Source organism: Flavobacterium frigidum, from assembly GCF_048286795.2.
Genome location: NZ_JBLVPT020000013.1, coordinates 26421 through 47777, shown reverse-complemented (window position 1 = coordinate 47777; position 21357 = coordinate 26421). Strand labels below are relative to the sequence as shown.

Annotated in this window: 17 protein-coding genes; 4 read left to right on the top strand and 13 right to left on the bottom strand. The window is 33.0% G+C overall.

Translation table 11 applies throughout. From position 1 onward, the window contains the following. Position 1: 1 nt before the first annotated feature. Genes ACNQGB_RS12495 through ACNQGB_RS12480 form a run of 4 tightly spaced genes read right to left on the bottom strand, consistent with a single transcriptional unit; the run spans position 2 to position 4534 of the window. Positions 2-2368, bottom strand: coding sequence for a glycosyltransferase (locus tag ACNQGB_RS12495; RefSeq protein ID WP_417944042.1), 2367 nt, complete (start codon positions 2366-2368; stop codon positions 2-4). Further along, positions 2358-3404, bottom strand: coding sequence for a glycoside hydrolase family 130 protein (locus tag ACNQGB_RS12490; RefSeq protein ID WP_417944041.1), 1047 nt, complete (start codon positions 3402-3404; stop codon positions 2358-2360). Before ACNQGB_RS12490 ends, ACNQGB_RS12495 begins: the two co-directional genes overlap by 11 nt. A gap of 56 nt (positions 3405-3460) precedes the next feature. Further along, on the bottom strand, positions 3461-3862 hold the full coding sequence (locus tag ACNQGB_RS12485; protein WP_417944040.1) for a hypothetical protein: 402 nt from the start codon (positions 3860-3862) through the stop codon (positions 3461-3463). 15 nt (positions 3863-3877) lie between these two features. Beyond that, positions 3878-4534: a BON domain-containing protein gene (locus tag ACNQGB_RS12480; RefSeq protein ID WP_417944039.1), complete on the bottom strand. Its 657-nt coding sequence runs from the start codon at positions 4532-4534 to the stop codon at positions 3878-3880. Between the two features lie 246 nt (positions 4535-4780). On the opposite strand from ACNQGB_RS12480, the gene ACNQGB_RS12475 reads away from it, so the two are divergent. Together ACNQGB_RS12475 and ACNQGB_RS12470 are read left to right on the top strand one after the other, a co-directional pair. Beyond that, the gene (locus tag ACNQGB_RS12475) at positions 4781-5968 is read left to right on the top strand and encodes a PAS domain-containing sensor histidine kinase (protein WP_417944038.1); all 1188 of its coding nucleotides are present in this window, start codon (positions 4781-4783) and stop codon (positions 5966-5968) included. Continuing rightward, positions 5965-7014, top strand: a complete 1050-nt coding sequence (locus tag ACNQGB_RS12470; RefSeq protein WP_417944037.1) for a response regulator — start codon at positions 5965-5967, stop codon at positions 7012-7014. The genes ACNQGB_RS12475 and ACNQGB_RS12470 overlap by 4 nt, the downstream gene beginning before the upstream one ends. 790 nt (positions 7015-7804) lie before the next feature. Here ACNQGB_RS12470 and ACNQGB_RS12465 read toward each other — a convergent pair. From ACNQGB_RS12465 to ACNQGB_RS12425, 9 genes are all read right to left on the bottom strand, one after another. Then, positions 7805-8266, bottom strand: a complete 462-nt coding sequence (locus tag ACNQGB_RS12465) for a hypothetical protein (RefSeq protein ID WP_417944036.1) — start codon at positions 8264-8266, stop codon at positions 7805-7807. A gap of 239 nt (positions 8267-8505) precedes the next feature. Further along, positions 8506-9594 carry a S41 family peptidase gene (locus ACNQGB_RS12460; protein WP_417944035.1) on the bottom strand — a complete coding sequence of 363 codons (1089 nt, stop codon included), beginning with the start codon at positions 9592-9594 and terminating at the stop codon, positions 8506-8508. 232 nt (positions 9595-9826) lie between these two features. Continuing rightward, positions 9827-10189: a hypothetical protein gene (locus tag ACNQGB_RS12455; RefSeq protein WP_417944034.1), complete on the bottom strand. Its 363-nt coding sequence runs from the start codon at positions 10187-10189 to the stop codon at positions 9827-9829. A gap of 261 nt (positions 10190-10450) precedes the next feature. After that, the gene (locus ACNQGB_RS12450) at positions 10451-10996 is read right to left on the bottom strand and encodes a hypothetical protein (RefSeq protein WP_417944033.1); all 546 of its coding nucleotides are present in this window, start codon (positions 10994-10996) and stop codon (positions 10451-10453) included. A 381-nt stretch (positions 10997-11377) separates the two neighbouring features. Continuing rightward, positions 11378-11779 carry a hypothetical protein gene (locus tag ACNQGB_RS12445; protein WP_417944032.1) on the bottom strand — a complete coding sequence of 134 codons (402 nt, stop codon included), beginning with the start codon at positions 11777-11779 and terminating at the stop codon, positions 11378-11380. A gap of 1 nt (position 11780) precedes the next feature. Continuing rightward, the gene (locus ACNQGB_RS12440; RefSeq protein ID WP_417944031.1) at positions 11781-12920 is read right to left on the bottom strand and encodes a hypothetical protein; all 1140 of its coding nucleotides are present in this window, start codon (positions 12918-12920) and stop codon (positions 11781-11783) included. Between the two features lie 466 nt (positions 12921-13386). Further along, positions 13387-16122: a class I SAM-dependent DNA methyltransferase gene (locus ACNQGB_RS12435; protein ID WP_417944030.1), complete on the bottom strand. Its 2736-nt coding sequence runs from the start codon at positions 16120-16122 to the stop codon at positions 13387-13389. 88 nt (positions 16123-16210) lie between these two features. Continuing rightward, complete coding sequence (locus ACNQGB_RS12430; RefSeq protein ID WP_417944029.1) at positions 16211-16702, bottom strand: hypothetical protein; 492 nt, start codon at positions 16700-16702, stop codon at positions 16211-16213. Positions 16703-16831: 129 nt separating this feature from the next. After that, on the bottom strand, positions 16832-17671 hold the full coding sequence (locus tag ACNQGB_RS12425; protein WP_417944028.1) for a DUF4339 domain-containing protein: 840 nt from the start codon (positions 17669-17671) through the stop codon (positions 16832-16834). An 868-nt stretch (positions 17672-18539) separates the two neighbouring features. Here ACNQGB_RS12425 and ACNQGB_RS12420 point away from each other — a divergent pair. Both ACNQGB_RS12420 and ACNQGB_RS12415 read left to right on the top strand, forming a co-directional pair. Beyond that, on the top strand, positions 18540-20684 hold the full coding sequence (locus tag ACNQGB_RS12420; RefSeq protein ID WP_417944027.1) for a catalase: 2145 nt from the start codon (positions 18540-18542) through the stop codon (positions 20682-20684). A 17-nt stretch (positions 20685-20701) separates the two neighbouring features. After that, positions 20702-21271 carry a YciE/YciF ferroxidase family protein gene (locus ACNQGB_RS12415; protein ID WP_417944026.1) on the top strand — a complete coding sequence of 190 codons (570 nt, stop codon included), beginning with the start codon at positions 20702-20704 and terminating at the stop codon, positions 21269-21271. Positions 21272-21357 lie beyond the last annotated feature (86 nt).

Here is a 21357-nt window from a genome sequence, read left to right as displayed (position 1 = left end):
TCTAATTGGCAACTGTCAAACTATGATTATGACTTTGAAGCGTATTTGTCTTATTGTATTGTATTTCTCGTCTGCATTTTTCGACTGTAAGTCGTGCCATAAGATAACTTACAGTTGATTCTGCACCTTGATTGAGGTTGATATAATCTTCTTCCAGACCGTCATAACATCCACCAGTACAGGGATTGTAAATAATTTGTTGGAGATGATTGTTTCCAAGAAACCAACTGAAAGCCATTTCCATTTTCTGTAGGTAGGCATTATTTTTAAAAGTGTCATTAAATTTAGCCAATGCCAAGATAGTATAGGCTACATCAATAGGTTGTTCGCCTCCAATTACTTCTTTATGAACTGCTTTGTTATTATGCAACCATCCCTTATTGGAAATGACTTTAATACTGTTTTCGGTAATTGTTTTTGATAATAAAAAATCGAAAGACGTTTTTGCTATTCCTTTGTAAATCACTTCGCCTGTAGCCAGATAAGCACAAAGTATGGCTTCGGGCAGAATGCTGTTTCCATACGTCATATAGCTCTCAAACCAATGCCAGCCTAATTTTGATTCGTGTTTGTACATTTGAACCAATCTGTTAGCCAATAGTTTTATCAGTACTATGTTTTCAAAACTTATTTCCTTTTTATTAGCGTAATAAATTCCTTTTATTGTAAAAGCCATTGCCCTTGTAGAGTGTATTTTATGAGTATTAGCTAAAGCAGACTGAAGTGTTTTTCTTGCTTCTAAGATTAATATTTTGGGCAATAAATTACTCATAGAAATCATAAATCCTAAAGCCCATATGGCTCTTCCGTTAGAATCCTCTAAGTTTTCACTATTTTGGTCTGTGAATTTTTTTTGTTCGTTTACATAATTCAAAAATGTGCCGTCTTTTTGCTGGCAAAAGTGGATAAAATGGTAGTATTGATCAATATAAATTAGGTCTTCACTATCATTTGTTAATTCAAAATGCTGACACATGGCTACTAAAGCTCTTGCATTATCATCGAGCGTGTACCCACTTTTTAAATCTGGTTGGTTAATGATCGAAAACTGTATCATTGCAAATGGACTCGTTAATGCCTTGAAATGGCTGAGGTTTATTTTAGGTGTTCTATAATTTAGCTTTAATTTTTTCTGCAAAAATTTTTCAAATAATTTAGTATGGGCAATAGCCGAATTTTCCCAAGCCGTTGGTGCCATTTTATGAATACCATTATTTGAAATTTCCTTACATAACTTTGGATTGTCTAATAAAATGGCTACTTGTTTTTCTAATTGTACTGAATTTCCAAAGTCAATAATATTACCTCCACCGCTCATTAATAATTCACTAGCGTGCGGTATAGGAGTAGAAATCACTGGACAACCACAACTTATAGCATAAGAAAACGTACCACTTACAGCCTGATTTGGATCTTTTGAGGTAAAAAGGTAAATATCTGTTAGCTGTAAATAGTCGAGTAATTCCTCGAGCGGTAAATACGTATTTATGAATTTTACATGATGCTGCAGACCGAGTATTTCTATTTTTTGCTCCAGACTTTGACGGTATTTTTCACCTTCTTCTTTTACAACAGATGGGTGTGTTTTGCCTATAATTAGAAACAGAATATCTGGATTTTTATTAATAATTACTGGCATTGCGTCTAATGAGGTTTCGATAGACTTTCCAGAGCTGAGCAAACCAAATGTAGAAATGATTTTTCTGCCTGATAATTTGTATTTTGCTTTCAAAGCTTCTTTATCTATGTATTTTACCAAATGTGTTCCGTGCGGAATGACAGTAATTTTGTTTTTTAAAATCCCGTAATCCTGTTCCAATAACTTTGCAGAGGCATGGGTCATGACTATAAAGGAGTCAACAATAGCATCCATTTCGGCTATGTTTTTTTTCAGTTGCATATTTGGATTAGGCAATACAGTATGAAATACGATGATGATAGGTTTATTTATCGCTTTTAAAAAAAGGATAAAATCTGCTTCATTGGCTCTAAATAAACCAAATTCGTGCTGAATCAATACCAATTCTAAGGAGTGATTTACATTAATGGTATTTGCGAGTTTAGTATAAGAGATTTTATTATCGGTTTCCAAAAAATAAGTAACCTCATCAGTGTAAGAATACGTATTGTTTTGCATTTCCAGAGCTGCAATTTTAATATCAAAAGTGTTTTGGAATTTATTTTTTAATGCCAAAATTAAATCTTGTGAATAGGTTGCAATACCGCATTCACGAGGTGGATAAGTAGTGATAAATAAAATTTCGGGCAATTTCTCTTTATCTTTTACTGAAACTTTATCCAAGCTGAAAAATTTGCCGTTTTGACCTGAATATGAATTGTTGCGATTTGATCTTATTTTATTTATCATCGTGTAGTTTATTAAGTAATAATTCATTGATTAATCCTGAAAAAGAGACCGAAGCACAAGCAATTCGTTCATCTGCAGCACCATAATAGATGTACAAAGTATCGTCAAAAACTACTGCTCCACTTGGAAAGCAAACATTATTTACCTCCCCTTTTAGTTCCCATTCTAATTCTGGTTTGAATAAAGGATACGGTAAGCGAGCGATTTCTTTTCTAGGATCTTCTAGATCCAGTAAAGCAGCGCAGGCCGAATAAACGTATCCATCTAGACCATCCTTGACACCGTGATATATAATTAACCATCCCTGATCTGTTTCTATAGGAGGACAACCACCGCCAACATAGCTGATTTCATGATCAAATTTTGAAGTAAGTACAACATGATCATTAAAATGGACCATGTAATCGTCGTAAAATAGTTCTGTTAAATCATTTAAATCTTCAATACCAACAAGAATCTGAATTTCTGGTTTGATCCTGTGTAACAAGTAAAATTTTCCTTTTATTTTCCTTGGAAAAAAAATTACATTCTTGTCCCATAGCAGTGATCTTTTTGGATGCTTCTCCAATTCAACGTTATGCCTGTTGTAGCGGAAATATTTTTCATTGAGAGGAACGTCCATTCCAGCAAGGCTATTAAATTTTTCAAAACTAATCTGTGGAACTATAATTCCTTTTTTTTCAAAATGAATCAGATCTTTTGAAATAGCAAGACATCCTAAAGCATTAATCCCATCAAAACCGGTATACGTTAAATAGTAGGTGTCTTCTATTTTTACTATCCTTGGGTCTTCTATTCCATGACTTTCATAGTCAAATTCGGGGAACAAAATAGGTGATTTATTTCTGTCCACAACTAATAAAGGACCTTCTAGTTTACAATACCCTATGCTTGAATGATTGCCTTTGCGCACTGCTCGATAAAAAAGATGTACAAAATCGCCCTCTTTTATTGCTGCAGGATTTAGCACTCCTTCATTTTCAAACGGGATAATCGTTTTTTCGAGTAGTACGCCTTCTTTTTTGACTTGTATCATTTATTTTTTCTTTTAATATGTTTTACCCATTTTAAAAAAATAGGATAGCAATGAAATTATTTATGCATTTTGACATCAACCTTCTTGAAATACTCCGAAACAAATTCCTGTTGTTTTTTATCAGACATTTCATCAGCATTTATCACATCAATCTTTATGCTGTCAAACAGACGATTTTGTCTTAAAAAATTAAATAATTCAGACTTTGCATTGGTAGGGCCAAGCAAAACTACCTCAGTAAAATCTTTAATAATAGCTGCCAATTTTTTATAATAGCCATGTTGTCTTTGTTGCTGTTTGTTATTCATTTCACTTTCACTGCGATGTAGCGTTTCATTCTTGTCCTGATGGTCAAAATCAAGTGAGACTGTTTCTGTGATTTTTATTTCATCCGAAAATTCAATAAGATGGGCATGGGCATGATCCATACAAATGCCTAATTTTTTTATTGTTTTCATTGTAATTTTTTTAGTTTATTCTGCTTCCATTACTAACTCATTACTAACATGTATCACGCCAGGTGTTTTCCATGCAATGCGTCCTGCTATTTCTTTTTGATACCAAGAATCAACTGTACCTTTTAAAATTATTTTTGAATCTAATACCTCTATTTCAATATTTTGTGAATCCAGCTCGTAATGGTTTTCTAATGCGAGCCATAAAGCTGTACTGTTAATTACAGTATCACTTTGTGATTTTATACTGATGTAATTGCTAACCCCTTTGACCCCAATAAGGTTTACAATTGCCTCTTTAGCAGCTTCTTTCTGATAGTTCCATTCTAATTCTCCAAAGAGGGTTACCCATCCATTTATAACACTGACTTTGATTGTATCGTTTATGGTATGCCAATTCCATCTGAAAATAGTAAGGATTTCGGCTGTGATTGCAACATCCTTTTTGCCCTCCCAGCTATTTATTAGCACATCAATTTTATTAATTACAGATTTTACTCCAGCAATTTTCCTAGTGCTATTTTCGGCTTGTGTTTTCCTTATATAATTCTCTACTACACCTGTAAGTGTAACTACTCCATCATTCGAGATTACTATTATATTACTAATAGAAATAGGCGATTTCCATTTTAATGCATTGCTGACATCCTTTTGTAAAATTTCATCAGTTTTCATTTTTTATCTATTGAGAATGAAAAGATGCATCCATTCTGTATCAACGCAAAATTGGAACAAATACTCTTGAATTGAAATGAGAATGAGCAGTACTATTAGTGATTTATATCACTTAATTAATCCTACAAGAGAGGTAAAATTATAGAAGAGTCAATTATATAATTTATAATGTCAATTGTGTAATAATATGTAGGTTTAAAAAGATCAATTTTACATATTGCCAATACTTTTTGGAAATTAATAGTTATGGAAAATGCTGCCTTACTTCATGCCCTAGTACATAATGCTATAGACGGTATTATAACTGTTGATACTTTTGGAACTATAGAAAGTATAAACCCATCCGCTTGTACACTATTTGGCTATTCAGAAGAGGAGGTTTTAGGAAATAACATCACGATGCTTATACCGGCATCAGACAGGAAGGCTTATACTGACTACATCAAACATTATAGAGAGACAGGAGAAGCTCTTAATAGTGGAATTGGAAAAGAACATATTGGAAAAACTAAAGAGGGTTACCAATTTCCGTTCAGATTAGGAGTAAGTGAAGTAAACTATGATGGCAGAAGGATATATGCAGGATTTATACATGACCTGAGCCAACAAAAAAAAGATGAAGAACACCTTAAAAATTATGCTTACCATTTAGAAGAGCTTGTAGAACAAAGGACCAAGACCCTTAATGATACGATACGTGCCTTGGAGAAATCAAAAGAAAAAGTAAGCGCCACTTTAGAGAAAGAAAAGATACTCAGTACCTTGAAAAATAGATTTTTATTAATGGCTTCTCATGAGTTCCGAACCCCGTTAAGTACTGCACACTTATCAGCATCCCTAATAGAAAAATATGCCGAACCATTAGAAAATACCAATATTACCAAACATGCCAGAAAAATCATTAGTGCTGTGACCAATTTAACCACTGTATTAAATGACTTTTTATACACAGAACAATTAGAAGTAGGTACAGTGAAAGCAAATCAGACTTGTTTTGACCTCGTACAATTAGCTGAAGAAATTACAGAAGAGATGCAATTGCTGGCAAAACGTGAACAGCAAATACAATTTAAACACTACGGCATTAAAAAACTAATCAATCTGGACCAAAACTTAATTAAGAACAGCATTATCAATTTAATTACAAATGCTATAAAATATTCTGCGGAGACCTGTTGTATTGCTTTTACTACTGAAATTAATGATACCCATTGTATTATTAAAGTAAAAGATGAAGGAATAGGAATTCCAGAAGAAGATCAGAAACATTTGTTTGAACCTTTTTTCAGGGCTCATAATACAGCTAATATACCTGGAACTGGACTCGGTTTAAATATTGTTGCTCGATATATTGCCCTAATGAAGGGTACTATTTCGTACAGCAGTACTCTAAATAAAGGAACATTATTTACACTCAAATTTTCAATGACATGAGCAAAGTATTGGTAATAGAAGACAACATAGAAATAAGTGAAAATATAGTTGAAATTCTTGAATTAGCCGACTATGACGTAATTGTGGCCAAAAATGGCAAACAAGGTGTTGAAATGGCTACTATGAATTTACCCGATATTATTCTCTCTGATATAATGATGCCAGATCTAGACGGATATGGTGTATTATACCTTCTTAATAAAAATCCAGAAACCACAACTATTCCGTTTATTTTTATTACTTCCAAATCAGAACGAGTTGATTTGCGTAAAGGAATGGAAATGGGTGCCGATGATTATCTAACAAAACCATTTGGCCGGTTAGAACTTTTAAATGCTATCGAAACGAGGTTGAAGAAAAAAGACTGTCAACATCTTTTTTACAGTAAATCATTAGAGAATTTGGATCACCTTGTTTCAAAAACGAATGGATTGACTGAATTAAAAAAAATTATATCCGAGCGAAAAACTAGGTTGTTCAAAAAAAACCAGATTATTCACTACGAGGGAGACCATGCCACGGGGATTTACCTTGTAATATCAGGCAAAGTTAAGACCATGAAAATGGCAGAAGATGGCCGAGAATTGATGACAGGTATCTATCAAGCAGAAGATTTTCTTGGCATCAACGTTATTCTTTCTAATAATGCCCACGAGGATACTGCAACAGCACTAGAAGACAGTTGCTTGTGTTTTTTTCCTAAAACACAATTTGATGAAATGTTGCGACTGTATCCAGATGTTGCAGGAAAGTTTCTTGAAATCTTATCCCATGAAATTCGTAAAAAGGATGGCTATCTTTTGCAACTTGCCTACCAATCTGTTCGGAAAAGGATTTCAGAAGCGATTCTACGTTTATACCAACAACACGAAGATGGAATAAAGACGTTAAGCGTTAGCAGGGATGACTTGGCGGCGTTAGCAGGAACAGCTGCAGAAACTGTAAGCCGCACACTAACCGAATTTAAAAATGAAGGACTGATTGAAAAAAAAGGGAGTATTCTAAGGATCCTGAATCCTGATAAAATGAGTAAGATGCGGAATTAGCCAAATGAAGTACACGGCAAACTTGGGTCAAGGGTACTTGGTCTAAATGAATATATTGCAATTTGCGATAACACGATTTGCAATCCCTTCACATTCCAATTGTCAAGACCGATTTTTTTATAACATCAAATTTTTTTTACACTTTATTAATATACTATGTGGTCACGGATTGCAAATCCGAGCGATTGGGTTGCGAATTTGCGCCATTGGGTTTGCCAAATCTTTCAAATACAAAACCAATTTCAAATTAAGCCTAATCCCCAAATTGCTTGTAGCGTGTGTTGGTGAATCAGTTTTATGGTTAAGTTGTAAAAATAAGAAAATCCCTCCTTACAGGGAGAGATTTCTGTTCTTATGTTACATATTATTTTTTTGGTGGTTCATAAGGTTTAAATACCGCAATTCTTTCCACTGGACATCTTTCTAATTTATAAAGTAGTGCGATGTTATTACGATCAATTAAAATAGCATCATGAAGTTCTTTTTTCTTTTCTATACCAATGTTGTCATATCCAAGGGGTTGCCTTTTTGCATGAATATAATTAATGTAAATGTTTTCAGAATTAAAATCTGCAAGAAAATATAATCTATATCCTCCAGCATCGGGAATTCTTTTTTTAAGAAAAGGGATGTGTTCAGGACCGTAAAGTCTATTTCCAGTAGCAACAATATCAAAAGTGTTATCTATAAAAAATTCTAAAAATAATTTTTCTAAATCTTTGTATTATTTCTTTTTAATTAATTTTTGATACTCTTCAATAAAACTATTAGAACAATAAACATTCATCCATTATTTGCTTAACATTTCTATTCTTTTAGCAAATTCGGTATCAGCAGGGAGGTTAAAATACAAATCTTCTAAATCTTGATTGTGCTCTTTTAGATCGTCTAAAGCGATTTTATAATTACGCATTACTTTGGTGGCAATGTCTTTGGTAATAACCCAACTCATACTTACATAAGTACGAATTAGTTTTTTATGAACTGCGTTTGATTTATCAAGCAATCCTTTTATTAATTCAAGACATTCATCGTCAACGTTATCTACCCAAGATAATTTTTCTAATTTTGAATTAATATCTAATATCGTTTTGGTTTGATTTTCAAGAGAAGTTGTAAATACTATAATTTTATCCAAAAATTTATCAACAGCTTCTTGTTTTAAAGCTTTGACATTTTTTTGATTTGCTAATTCAGTAACCTCATTAAAGGTTTCTTGAATTTTTGATTTAGCGGTTAAGCATTCCATCATATAGTTTGATTTAAAACGTATGTGCATTTGTGTTTGACAATTGTACATGACAAATATATACAAAAGCATATATATTATAACACATTATTATGTTAAAAACAGCCATTTCAAGTTAATAGCCATTATACAAACATACACAAACAACTATATTTTATACTTCTATGCTTTGTGATTTTTTCTTTATAAACTACCTCATTGGACATGCTAACTTAGCCATCACAGAAAGTTAAGAAATAATCTTATTTTTTCGCTAGCAGTACTTCCAGTGCTTTGATGATCAACGGATCTCGTTTAGAGCTAATATCATTTTTGGTATTCACCATAGCAATCTCAACCGGAACACCACGATCTTCGAGTAAAATGCGATCCGTTGTGTAGTAACTGTCATTAGACAATGTAAAGTACACATCGTGCGACAATTTCGATTCAAACATATCTGATAACATTCCTGAAGTGTTGGCTCCTATCGTGGTTACATTACTTTGTTTGTACAAGGAGAGCGTAAAATCCTCTGCAGAGCTGGCTGTTTTATCATTGGTCAAGATCACAATTGGGTTTCTATATTGTACGCCTTTATTTGGGGCAATTACAATTGGTCGTAATGGAGAAAACGTTTTGTAGTCGCCCTTAATTTTGGTTGATTTATAATGAGTTAGGCCTTTTTGTAAAACAAACCTTTTTGCCAGCAAATCGCCCGCATGACCACCTCCATTTGCTCTTAAATCAACAATAATTCCTTTTGTTGAAACGAATGACTTAAGAATACTATCAAATAAGGTAAGCATCAATTTAATGTCTTTAGCCTCCTTTTTAGAACTATACAAACTCTCGATGGTACCAAAACAACGAGATATTCTGATGTAACCGATACCATCGCTTTGTGATGCATAATACAAATGTTCATCATTAACTACGGGACCTATTCCTTTTACTGCGGCAAATTTTTCTTTTTGTAATGTTTCAAAACTGGCCTTCCACAAGTCTTTTTCGATTCCCTTAAATTCTTTCTTAAAAGCCGAAGGTCGTTTCGCTTTATAAACCACCTCATCTCCTATTGAGATGGTTATGTGTCCGTCTTGCAAAGGATCTACCATTTTACCCAAGATGTTTATTAACTCTTCTTGTGAAGTTTTCGGAGTGACTTGACTGCGATATTGGGTGTAGGCATCATCCCAATTTACCCCTTTCAATTCAAAAAAAGCATAATTGTCTTTAAACGTGGTCCAGAATTTTTCAAAGTCTTTTTCGGGTAGGCTTACAGCTTTTTTATTTTGGCCGACAACAAAAGTGGAAATACTTAAAACGATTGCTATAATTAATCTGGTCATGGTTTGGTATTAAATAAATTATCACTTTGATCACGAAATTTTATGTAAATAACGACTAAAATTTAATGTCGTTTTTTAATAAAATACTACATTTTTTTGCCACAGATTTCACAGATTGACGCAGGTTAATTCGTTATAAAATTTTAAAAATCTTTTTAATCCCGCCAATCTGTGGTCAACTTTTTTTTAATAATTACAAAAATATATCTTTCTAACTGCTTACTAATCATGTTTAATTTTTTCTATTTTTAGTTTTGTATAAATAAGCTAAAGGTGCAACTACGGCTAGAAACATTAAAATCGATAACAGTACATCGTCTGGATCATCTAAATCAACCTCGGATTTCATAATTTTTAAAAGAAAAAAAGAAAGTAGTATATTGACAAGCACACATACAATACGCATAGCTGTTATGACTGTAGTTTGTTCATGGCTATCTTTCCAGAATTTAGTACCTACAACAAGTAGCAAGTCTACTAAACCTGCAAGTAAAAAAATAAAATAAATTTGGTTCCTATCTATTCCATTGATGAAAAAAGCGAACCAAACAATTGATGAAAGCAAGGTAAGCGCTCCAAAGATTTTTTTTGACATACTATTGATATATTTTATTTTAATACTTTCGTCTGTTGATGTTTTAATTAAAAACGTTTTAAACTAATTTCTTTTATTGTAGTTTTAACTAAACAATTCATTTGATCGTGTAATCAGATAGCGAATTTGCAATCCGTGCGCATTTCAATTGTCACGATCAATTTTTTTACATCATCTAATTTTTTTCTCACTTTATCGATATACTAAGTGGTCACGGATTGCAAATTTGCGATCGGGATATAACTTAGATAATACAACTAACTACGAAATTTCAGCCCACTTTAAGACACAATTATTTTCAAAATTAGTATGCATAATATGCTCATCTTCACCGATAAATTCCTCAAGAAAATTTGCGCTAAATCCCCAGCCATCTGATTTTTGTGCTTTTTTCAAAACGTTTACAAGTGGATAAAACGTTTTTTTGTAGTTCCCCTTTTTGTTAAACTTAGCTTCATGCTTGAGTTGATCTTTGGAGTTACAAATTATCAAATAGCCTTTATGTTTACTAAATCTCATTACACAATTTAAACTTCCTGTAAAACTTGCTATTCTATTTTTTACAATTTTACGTTGACAAGACCTGAACAAAATAGGTCTCTTCACGGGTAAATAATTCCTTAAAACTATATCCCACACATCATAAAAAGCTTTCGTTTTCCCCAAATAATCTGTTAGAATCCATTTGCAAATGAATGTTTTTGTATCCTGTGTAATTGTTGAATCTGCTTGTAATATATCAAGCAAATTTTGCGCTATTTCATTCTTTTGGTTCTGGGTCAATCTATATGGAGATTCTTTTTTCATATTCAGGGAATATATCATTACAATTTAAACAATTACGATAATCAAACTAGTATAATACATCAAATTAAAATATATGTAATAATTAAATTAATATAATTTAAGGTATCTTAATATTTGCAACTATTTGAAATTTAATTCTATTTTGATCCGATAGGGAGGATTTGCAATCCCAGCGAATTCCAATTGTCAAGACCACTTTTTTTATATCATCTAATTTTTTTCACTTTATTGATATACTATTTAGTCACGGATTGCAAATTTGCGCCATCGGGGTGTTGTAGGGCGCAACAATATCTGCAAAGCTCTTCGCTTCCAATATTATAATAGAAGTTATTTTTGATGTCTTTTAATTAAGATTACATCATTGAGAAGTATAAAATATTATTCTTTATGAGTCCAGCCTCTTTGTACAGCAATATTTTTTAATTTTTTTGCTTTTTTCTTTATTTGAGTTGAGGATGATACTCTAGAAAAATCTATAACTGAATGACCATCAAATGGGTCATTGTCTTCTTCCACTTTTAATTCTCCTACAACATTAACTTCGTCAATGCTTACCGACAAAACCCCAGCAGATTTAAAATTTCTTGTAAAATGAATAAAAGATTCTTCAGGAGTGAATTTTTCTCCATTATAAACCGATAATTTATCATTGTCTTTTTCTGATGGTGTAAAAGATAAAGAAGCGATATTATTTTCAGTCAAAAATGCTTGAGAAGATATAGTGTCATTTTGAACCCAACTTGGGTGAATTTGTCTATGTATTAAAGTGTCTTCTTTCATTTTAACCTATATATTTAGTAATTAAACTATTTAGTGAAACCCAATTTTGTTCTACATTTAAGTCTAATTGCTCTTCAAAATCATTGCCATCGTTTTCCATCTCAAAATAAAATAGGGTAGAATTGAAATTTGATAAATTTACTTCTAAAGAAATCTCATTATTATCTTTTTTCCATTCTAGTACAATATCTCCATTTATTGTTGGGAAAATAGCAGGTAACGTTAAATCATTATTATAATAATTCTCAAAGTAATTTTTAAATAATTCTAATTTTTCAATATTTAATGCTTTTCCATCAATGCCGTCGTACCATTTGTCTTCTAAATTTGATAATTCAGAAAGTCTAACGCTTATATCAAATGGATCTAGAATATCCATTGATTCGATGTCTTCAATATGGATTAGTTTATTGTTTTCATTGAAAACTCCCGTTGCTTTAATGGATACAAGAGTTTTGTTCTCATATTCTTGAAAAGCTGTAAGTATTGTATCTTGAAAATCTTTGGTAAAAGGGCATTCAATTATATTACCATTAATTTCTATTTTAAAAATTTGATTTTTTTTGTCAATCGATGGAATTAAAATATTCTCTTTTATTTTTTCAGAATATTCTAAATTCTCATTTCTTGATAATAAAATTTTTCTTCTGGTATTTTTATTGAATTTTATATTTCTAGAAGAACTTGGTTCATTTAAGAAATCAATTGTTTCACCTTCTTCTAAATTTTTACCAATTCTATTGAAATAGTTTAAAAATTTTGTTTCAATTTCTATAGATTTACCAGCATTAACATTTTCGACTAATTCAAATACTTTTTCCCTTGCTAATTCAAAATAGCTAAAATTTTCAGTATTTTGAATAGGTATTGTTGGAGTAGTCAAACTTGTAATAGCTGCTATTAAAATTTTAGGAATTGTACTTCCTTCTTCAATACTTGATAGCTTTAAGTAAACATTTTCTGTAAATCCTTTTGGAACTCTTTTTCTTGAGGGGTTTTTTTCTAAATATATTTTTTTTGCAAGTTCAAAAACCAATTCTTCAAATGCAGAAAAGTCTTCTAACATACTTACAGGAAGAGTATGGTCATCAAATCGATGGCCTTCTAATTTAGGTGTTAAAAAAATCTTCGCTGTAGACATATTTAATTTGTTTGTACAATATTAAATAAAAAAATACTCATTTAGTTTGTCTTTAACTTTATTTTTATTGTTGCGCACAGATTGCTAATTTAGAGATTTTTTTTAAAGTATGCTTCCACAAATTTTTCGTTTAAAGATACTGTATTTTTTCTATCGAGTTTTAACTTCGGTTTTGTACAAAGAAGAATGGTTATATATTCTTAAAGTTGCTGTTTTTTTTACGTTTTTTTTCAGTTATGCCCTATAACTGTCAGCTTGCCGCCGTTTTTTCAATGGCGACTAACGCAGGTTATAACTTATATTTGAACATCTTAAAAAAACAATTCTATGAAATAGTAAAACAACATCCAAAACGAGAATACAAAGTATTCGATCTGGGGAAATTATCGTTTCTAAGCAACCAATGAACAAATAGTAGCTGGTAGCTTTTTTTGTTGGGCATACTGCCTATAAATCATTTGCAAGCTTACTTTTTCTTCCCCTTTTTCTCCTTAACAAACAACCCAGCTGTATATTTCTCATACAAATCAAACAAAAACTCCATACGCTTAGCTTCACTGGTGAATGCCTGTTTGCTATAAGCTGCATCAACAGCCTTGTCGAGTTCATTATGAGCTTTAACAAGTGCCGGAGGCATGGTTAAAGGACTGTATAAATCTGCTAAGGAACTACTAGGAAAACTAGCTCTAACGTCTAATACATTTTGCGCTTTGTCCTCAATAGTTTTAATGTGTTTTTCACTTGGATTCTCTGGCCATGGATAATTGTTGTAAACATTATCTTTTGAATATCTAAAATCACTTTTTAATCTGCCGCAAGTAGTTTTTACCCAAGCCATGTGCATAGTTGACACTAATACTCCAAAATGAAATAAAGTTCCATTAGAGACAATATGTACGAGGTTAGTAGGAACTGTTTCATTCGTTAATAAACCTATAGGGATATATTTTCTTCTTTCAGATGAAACACCAGGGATTACAATGTAAGATTTAGGAAGTTTGGTATCTCTAAATTGGAATGGAGTTGCTGCAAATTTCTTAGTTGATGGTGCTATACTATTCTCTCGAAACTGCTTAACCTTTTCAACTCTATTCATTACACCTTTGATTTTTCTATACAAACTAGGGTCAACATCATATAACCAAATACACCATCTTTTTATGTTATTTATATATTCCTGAGAACCAATTGTTTTTTTTAAAAAAGGTATAGCTTCTGGATATTCTTTAATTAAATCATCTTTTTCTATTTCCGATAGTAGTAAATGACCACCATCTAATGGCATATTACCAAAATTCATGTTGGGAACATTACAAATAGGATTTGAACTTTTGTTTATCAATAAATCTTTTGCATCCACCAAATACGGATTAATATTTTTTGCTATTATTTCGTGAGCTTCGCCTTTGATATCTTCATATTCATATATTCGTTTATCATTAGAATCAAAGTTGGCAAAACCAATAATAACGCAATATACAGCCGCATTCCCTTTGGCTTCATTGCTCCATCTAAAAGTACGGTGTGCAAAATGAATTTTTATGCCATATTTATTCAGCATTTGTCCCCAAAGAATGCTGGTTTGTTCACCTTGAACAATAGAATTAGTGGAAACAAAAGCCCCTTTTATTTTGGTATCATGAATGTATTTGGCGGCTTTTAAATACCAACCTGTCACATAATCTAAAACACCACATCCGGGAATATTATTAAATTCTTTTACAATTTGGTTCCTCTGTAATTGGCTCATTAATTTAGAGCCTATAAAAGGAGGATTCCCAATGATATGTGTAAGCTCTTTTTTAGAAACTACCTCTTCCCAATTTACTTCTAGAGCATCGCCATGAACTATTTTAGCTGATTTTTTAAGAGGCAAACGAGCAAAATATTGTCCAAACTCATTGCTTATCATCATATTCATTTGGTGATCCATCAACCACATGGCAACTTCGGCAATACGTGCGGGAAACTCTTCATATTCTATGCCACACATCATGTCTACATCAAGCCACATGATTTCTCTAATATCAAGAACGCCTTGACCTGATTTATAGGTAGCGCGCAATACTTCTAGCTCCAGTAAGCGTAATTCTCTATAGGTAATCACTAAGAAGTTCCCACAACCACAGGCGGGATCAAGGAATTTGAGTTGGCTAATTTTTTTATGAAATTCTGGTAGTTTGTTTTTATTGCTTTTTATGGTTTCAAACTCAGTCCAAAGTTCATCTAGAAACAAAGGCTTAATTAATTTCAAGATATTACTTTCACTGGTGTAATGCGCTCCTAAATTTCTTCGCTCTTTAGGGTTCATGACACTTTGAAACATAGAACCAAAAATGGCTGGCGATATTTTGCTCCAATCAATGTAACAACACTCTAGTAAGGCACGGCGCATTTTACTATCAAAACTAGCCATAGGAAGAATCTCTTCAAACAATTTTCCGTTTACATACGGAAAGTCATTGAGTTGTTCGTCTAAGTTTTTAAAACGTTTTTCTTTTGGAGTATTTAAAACCTGAAATAATTCTTGCAGTTTAGAGGCTAGATCGCTTCCATCCTCGGCAGTTCTTCCTTCAATATAATCTTGTAGTTGTTGCTTGTCAAAAATAGTAGTATCCTCTGCAAACAAGCAAAATAATATTCGAACTAAATATACTTCTAACGGATGACCTTCATATCCAATTTCTTCTAATCGGTCGTGAAGTTTACCCATCAATTCAGCCGCTTTGATATTCGCTGGATCTTGTTCTTTATAGGTTTTCTTTTGATACCCAAGTATGGAACCAAAACTTTGAACATTGAGAACTAATTCATCAAGTGTAAACTGTACTGTAGTTTGTTCCTCCGTATCATAAAGCCTAAAAATATGAAAGTCGCAAACCAAAACGTATTTGGGTAATTCGTTTTGCTTTAATCCGTGTGTGTAATCTATAGCCTGCTGAAAAGCTTTATCCAGGTTTTTACCCCGACTTTTCATTTCAACTAAGATGGTTCCCTTCCAGAGTAAATCTATATATCCATCTGCATCTGAGAGTTTTTTTACCCTGTGCTCAAAAGTCCCTATCTTTTTCCGAGTTATCCCAAAAACTTCAAAAAAAGCATCTAAAAATGGTTTAGCATCAGCTTCTTCATTAGTGGTATCTTTCCATTCTTTAGAAAACCGAACAGCTCTGTCTTTAATCTCGTTCCAGCTTAACGCCATAATTATGAATTATTTAATCTTTATTTTTATTGACTGATAAATATCTTATCCTAATGACATTACCTTTTAATTCAATTATAAAAATGCACTATTGCTCATCTTCACCATCATTATTTTCGCTGTTCTCACAATCATCTAGCAAACTTTGAGCATTATTTAATTCTGATTGAACATCATCTAAATAACTTTCTGCTTCACTATAATTCCGTGAACTAGTGCAATCGTCACTATAATTTATAGCGTTTTCTGCCGCCTCAATTGCACTATCACATCCTAAACTTCTGGCATTGTTAAGGACACTTGCAGCGTCAAATCGTAAATCTTCAGCTTCATCCCAAATTTCTTCCAAAATAGAGCTCCGCCTTGTTGCAGGAACGTATTGGCCTTTTTTGCCGAAATAGAAAAGTAAAGACTCGCTTGAATCAGTAACTATGCTATTTTTTTTTATATCAGTTTTATACTGCCCAGGAATATACGTACTGTTAAATGGATTGTGTACACTATTAATACTTGATCTATTGTCGCAAGAAGTGAAGACTATTAGTACTAAAAAATATACAATTTTAGATGTTGATCTCATTTTAATTAATTTGTATTTTATGTTATCTTTTATCATTGGATAAATAATTATTTCAAAAAAAACTTAACATTATATGAAAAATCTAATCGCAATTGAAGTTAAAAATTACATCTATATTCTTTCAATTTTCTATTTACAAAAAAATGGATCAATTCCTCTAGCTTGTGTAGCAACTTCATTATAGTAACAAATATGTAAAGCTTTCGACCTTATATTGGTCAATTTTACGCGTGCTGAAGTTCCTCTTTCACTATCTGGGGCAGAAACAAATTTATCTTGATTAGCTGGGATATTATAAAGAGATACTATTTCTGTTTTATATTTACCGCCAGTGTCTTTAATATATTCCACTTCTACAACAACTTCGTCAAGCAAATATTCTGTATTGTTCGTTACACTTACATCTAAGTTGGTGATCCCTCCAAGTGCATCGGCAGTATAATCATTTGTGGTAGCGCCAACATAGTTTTCAATACTATTGCGTAACGCTCTATTTTTTTCAGTCAGTGCAGCACTAATTTCATCTCTAACTGGTTCAGCATTTTCAACTACGACGGCCGCTGAATCTATCACTTCTTCTGCACCCTCTACGTTATAAGATCTAGCATCATTAGTATTTGTAAACAAGAAAAGCATACCTAACAAAAAGACTATTGCAATAATTCCAAATGCAAAAAATATGTTTCGAACTGTATTGTTTTTTTTAACGTGTGCATTTATGCTACCGCCATAATCAGGTTTTGTATAAATTGGTGGGTTTATATTATAACTAACCGGATTTTCAAACTTTGGAGGAAGATTATAAGAATTTATAATTGATTGCAGTTCAGGAATATTTCCTGCTGTTGTCCAGTTTTGCAACCCATCAAACCAAACAGGTGTTTCGCTTTTAAGCTGCATTGTATTTAGCTGTTCCATTTCAAATGGCCCCATTTCAGTTTGTCCATTATGAATAAAATATTTTCTCATGCGTATTTTTGTTATTTAACTTACGTTACAATTTATATTATTTAATCTTTAATTTTTATGGATACCTCTACCCTATCCTTTGCAATCGCTCTCTAGAAACTGTGCTGTGCCACTGGTAAGAAACTTGTTTTTACAATCTAGTACTGATGTATCGTCTCGTTTACAGTGCTTTAAATTCTGTAAAATATTTCTAAACACTAGAAGAAACCACTATGGATTTTATCTATACAGTAACGCGTTTCATTTTTATTTGCAAAAAAAGGCAACGTGTTGTAAAATGTGGTATTTAATAGTCGTAAATGTAGGAAATTATAATATACAAAAGGTGTAAAAACAAAAAAACAACAGCTTACTTTGGGTTTGTTAAGCAAACGGTACGGAATAAAATTCGAACCTTATACTCAAAGATTTAAAACTCGTAGCTGATTGATTTGAAACTTAAAGTAGTACATACATTTGATAGGATGCTAGAATTCGATAGCAGATTTGAAATCCGTGCACATTCCAATTGTCAAGACCTATTTTTTTACAACATCCAACTTTTTTCTCACTTTATCGATATACTATATGGACACGGATTGTAAAGTACAAACCTAATGGTAGTTTATATAATAAAATCAGAAAATAAAGACAGCTACTCAATCTTTTAGTTATCAGATCAGTACAACACTATCTGAAATTATATCAAAAAGTAGTAATTGCATAATTTTATTAAATAATTCTATAAAAAACATTCTGAGAATATGAATTAAATTTGAATTAATAGAAGATTTCAAGAATTTAACTTGCTTTAAATGTTGAAACAAAGTAGTATAAATTTTGAAATGTCCTGGCAACTTCAAAATATTTAACTAAAACATTTTATTAAATGAAAAATTCACAGGATGAAAAACAGCGCGATTTGTCTCTTAACAAATCAGATGGAACCAACAAATTCCTGACTACCGATCAAGGTGTCCGCATCAATGACGACAATAATTCGTTAAAAGCTGGTGAAAGAGGACCTTCCCTACTTGAAGATTTTATTCTTAGAGAAAAAATTACACATTTTGACCATGAACGCATCCCCGAAAGAATAGTACATGCACGAGGGTCTGGTGCACATGGTTTCTTTGAAGTTACAAATCCGATACCTGAATTTACTAAAGCTGGATTTTTGCAAGAATTAGGATTAAAAACTCCCGTTTTTGCAAGATTTTCAACAGTTGCTGGTTCTAGAGGTTCTACTGATCTTGCCAGAGACGCGAGAGGGTTTGCTGTTAAATTTTACACACAGGAAGGAATCTATGATCTTGTGGCAAATAATATTCCAGTATTTTTTATACAAGATGCTTCAAAATTCCCAGATCTCGTTCACGCAGTGAAACCGGAACCTCATAATGAAATGCCTCAAGCGGGCTCTGCTCATGATACCTTTTGGGATTTTATCTCTCTCATGCCTGAATCTATGCACATGATTATGTGGGTGATGTCTGACCGTGCAATTCCTCGAAGCTATCGTATGATGGAAGGGTTTGGTGTACACACTTTTAGACTAATCAATGAAGCTGGAGAGTCTTGTTTTGTAAAATTCCATTGGAAACCTAAATTAGGGACTCATGCAGTAGCATGGGATGAAGCGCAAAAAATTTCAGGAAAGAATTCTGATTTTCACAGAGAGGATTTATGGGAAGCAATTGAAACTGGGAATTTTCCGGAATGGGAATTAGGTGTACAAATAATTCCTGCAGCAGAGGAACACAAATATGAATTTGATTTACTTGATCCAACGAAAATCGTTCCTGAAGAACTAGTACCAGTTACTATTGTGGGTCGAATGGTACTCAATAAAAATCCTGATAATTTCTTTGCCGAGACGGAACAAATTGCTTTTCATCCAGGGCATGTTGTACCTGGAATTGATTTCTCAAATGATCCGTTGCTTCAAGGAAGATTGTTTTCTTACACAGATACACAACTATCTAGATTAGGCAGTCCTAATTTTCATGAGATACCAATCAATAGAAGTATTGCGCCAGTTCATAACAATCAGCGGGATGGGCATATGCGTCAGGAAATCAATATGGGACGTGTAAGTTATCATCCTAATTCACTTGGTGGAGGTTGTCCTTACCAAGCTAAAATTAGTGAAGGAGGATTTTCAAGTTTCAACGAGCGTGTAGATGCGCATAAAGTTAGAGAACGAAGCGAAAGTTTTGCAGACCATTTTGGTCAGGCTAAATTATTTTTTAACAGTCAGACACCAACAGAAAAAAGCCATATTGTAAAAGCCTTACGCTTTGAACTAGGCAAAGTAGAAACTGCAGCTATCAGAATCCGAATGTTAGGGCTTCTATCTCAAGTAGACACGCAACTGGCAGAAAAAGTTGCTATAGGACTAGGCGCTACTCTCCCAACTGTACTAGAAACCCCTTTAAACAAGGGCGTTTCACCAGAAAACGAAATAAAAGGGCAGCAAGAATCCCGTACTGTGGAGTCATCAATTGTATCGTCTGCTGCACTTTCTATGCTTAAAAACCCAACTAATTCAACTACCATTGCTTCGAGGAAAGTGGCTATTATTTGTGCGCATGGGGTTTCGGAAGCAGCAGTAATGAATATGAAAAATGCGCTTATAAAAGAAGATGCCAAAGGCTTCATAATTGCACCGCACCTAGGTTCAGTTCGCACTGATTCAGAAGGAGCTATTGCTGCTGATTTCAGTTTTCTGACCTCCTCCTCAGTTTTATTTGATGCTGTTTACATTCCACACGGATTAGGATTTAGTACACTCCTGACAAATGATGATGTGATGGAATTCCTGAACGATGCCTATAAACATTGTAAAGTTATTGGCGCTGATGGTAAAGCAACCGAATTGATAAAAACGGCGCCATTTGCCTCTAAAATGCGAAGCGATGATTCAGGTATCCTATTATCCAATGCTATTGCAGACGAAACTTTTGCAAAAGATTTTGTAGCAGCTATGGGCGAGCATCGTTTTTGGAACCGTGAAATAAACTTATATAATTAACGATCAAAAATATACATATGAAAAATTCAGAAAAAACTATTGAAAGTAAACCTACTACGATAGACAGTAAGAATAGTACTGTAGTGCCTTCTCCAGAAGCTGCTGTAGATTTAAGAGACTTTTTTATTGATAGCGTTAAGGATATCTATTGGGCAGAAAACGCACTTGTTACAGCATTGCCAAAAATGGCAGAAAATGCTACATCAGCGAGGCTTGCGAGTGCAATTTTAGACCATCTGGCAGTAACTAAAAATCAAGTAACAAGACTCGAAAAAGTTTTTAATCTTCTTGGAGAAAAAGTTGAAGGAAAAAAATGTGAGGCTATGGCAGGACTACTAAAAGAAGGCGACAGTATACTGGAAGGTACTCAGCCAGGAGCTGTTAGGGATGCAGGTATTATCGCTAGTTCGCAAAAAATTGAGCACTATGAAATTGCAACTTATGGTACTTTATCTGCCTTTGCAAAAACACTTGGAGAAAATGATGCTGCAAAATTACTGACACAAACGCTGGCTGAAGAAAAAGAAGCGGACTGTTTACTCAGTGATGTTGCGCTCAATATTGTTAATAGTGTAGCTGCTGAATAGCAATAATCGGTGTGCGCAACTGATTGATAGAAAACTATTCTCGATGCCCGTTCTATTTTATTGAAACATCTGTACCTAGTGCAGAT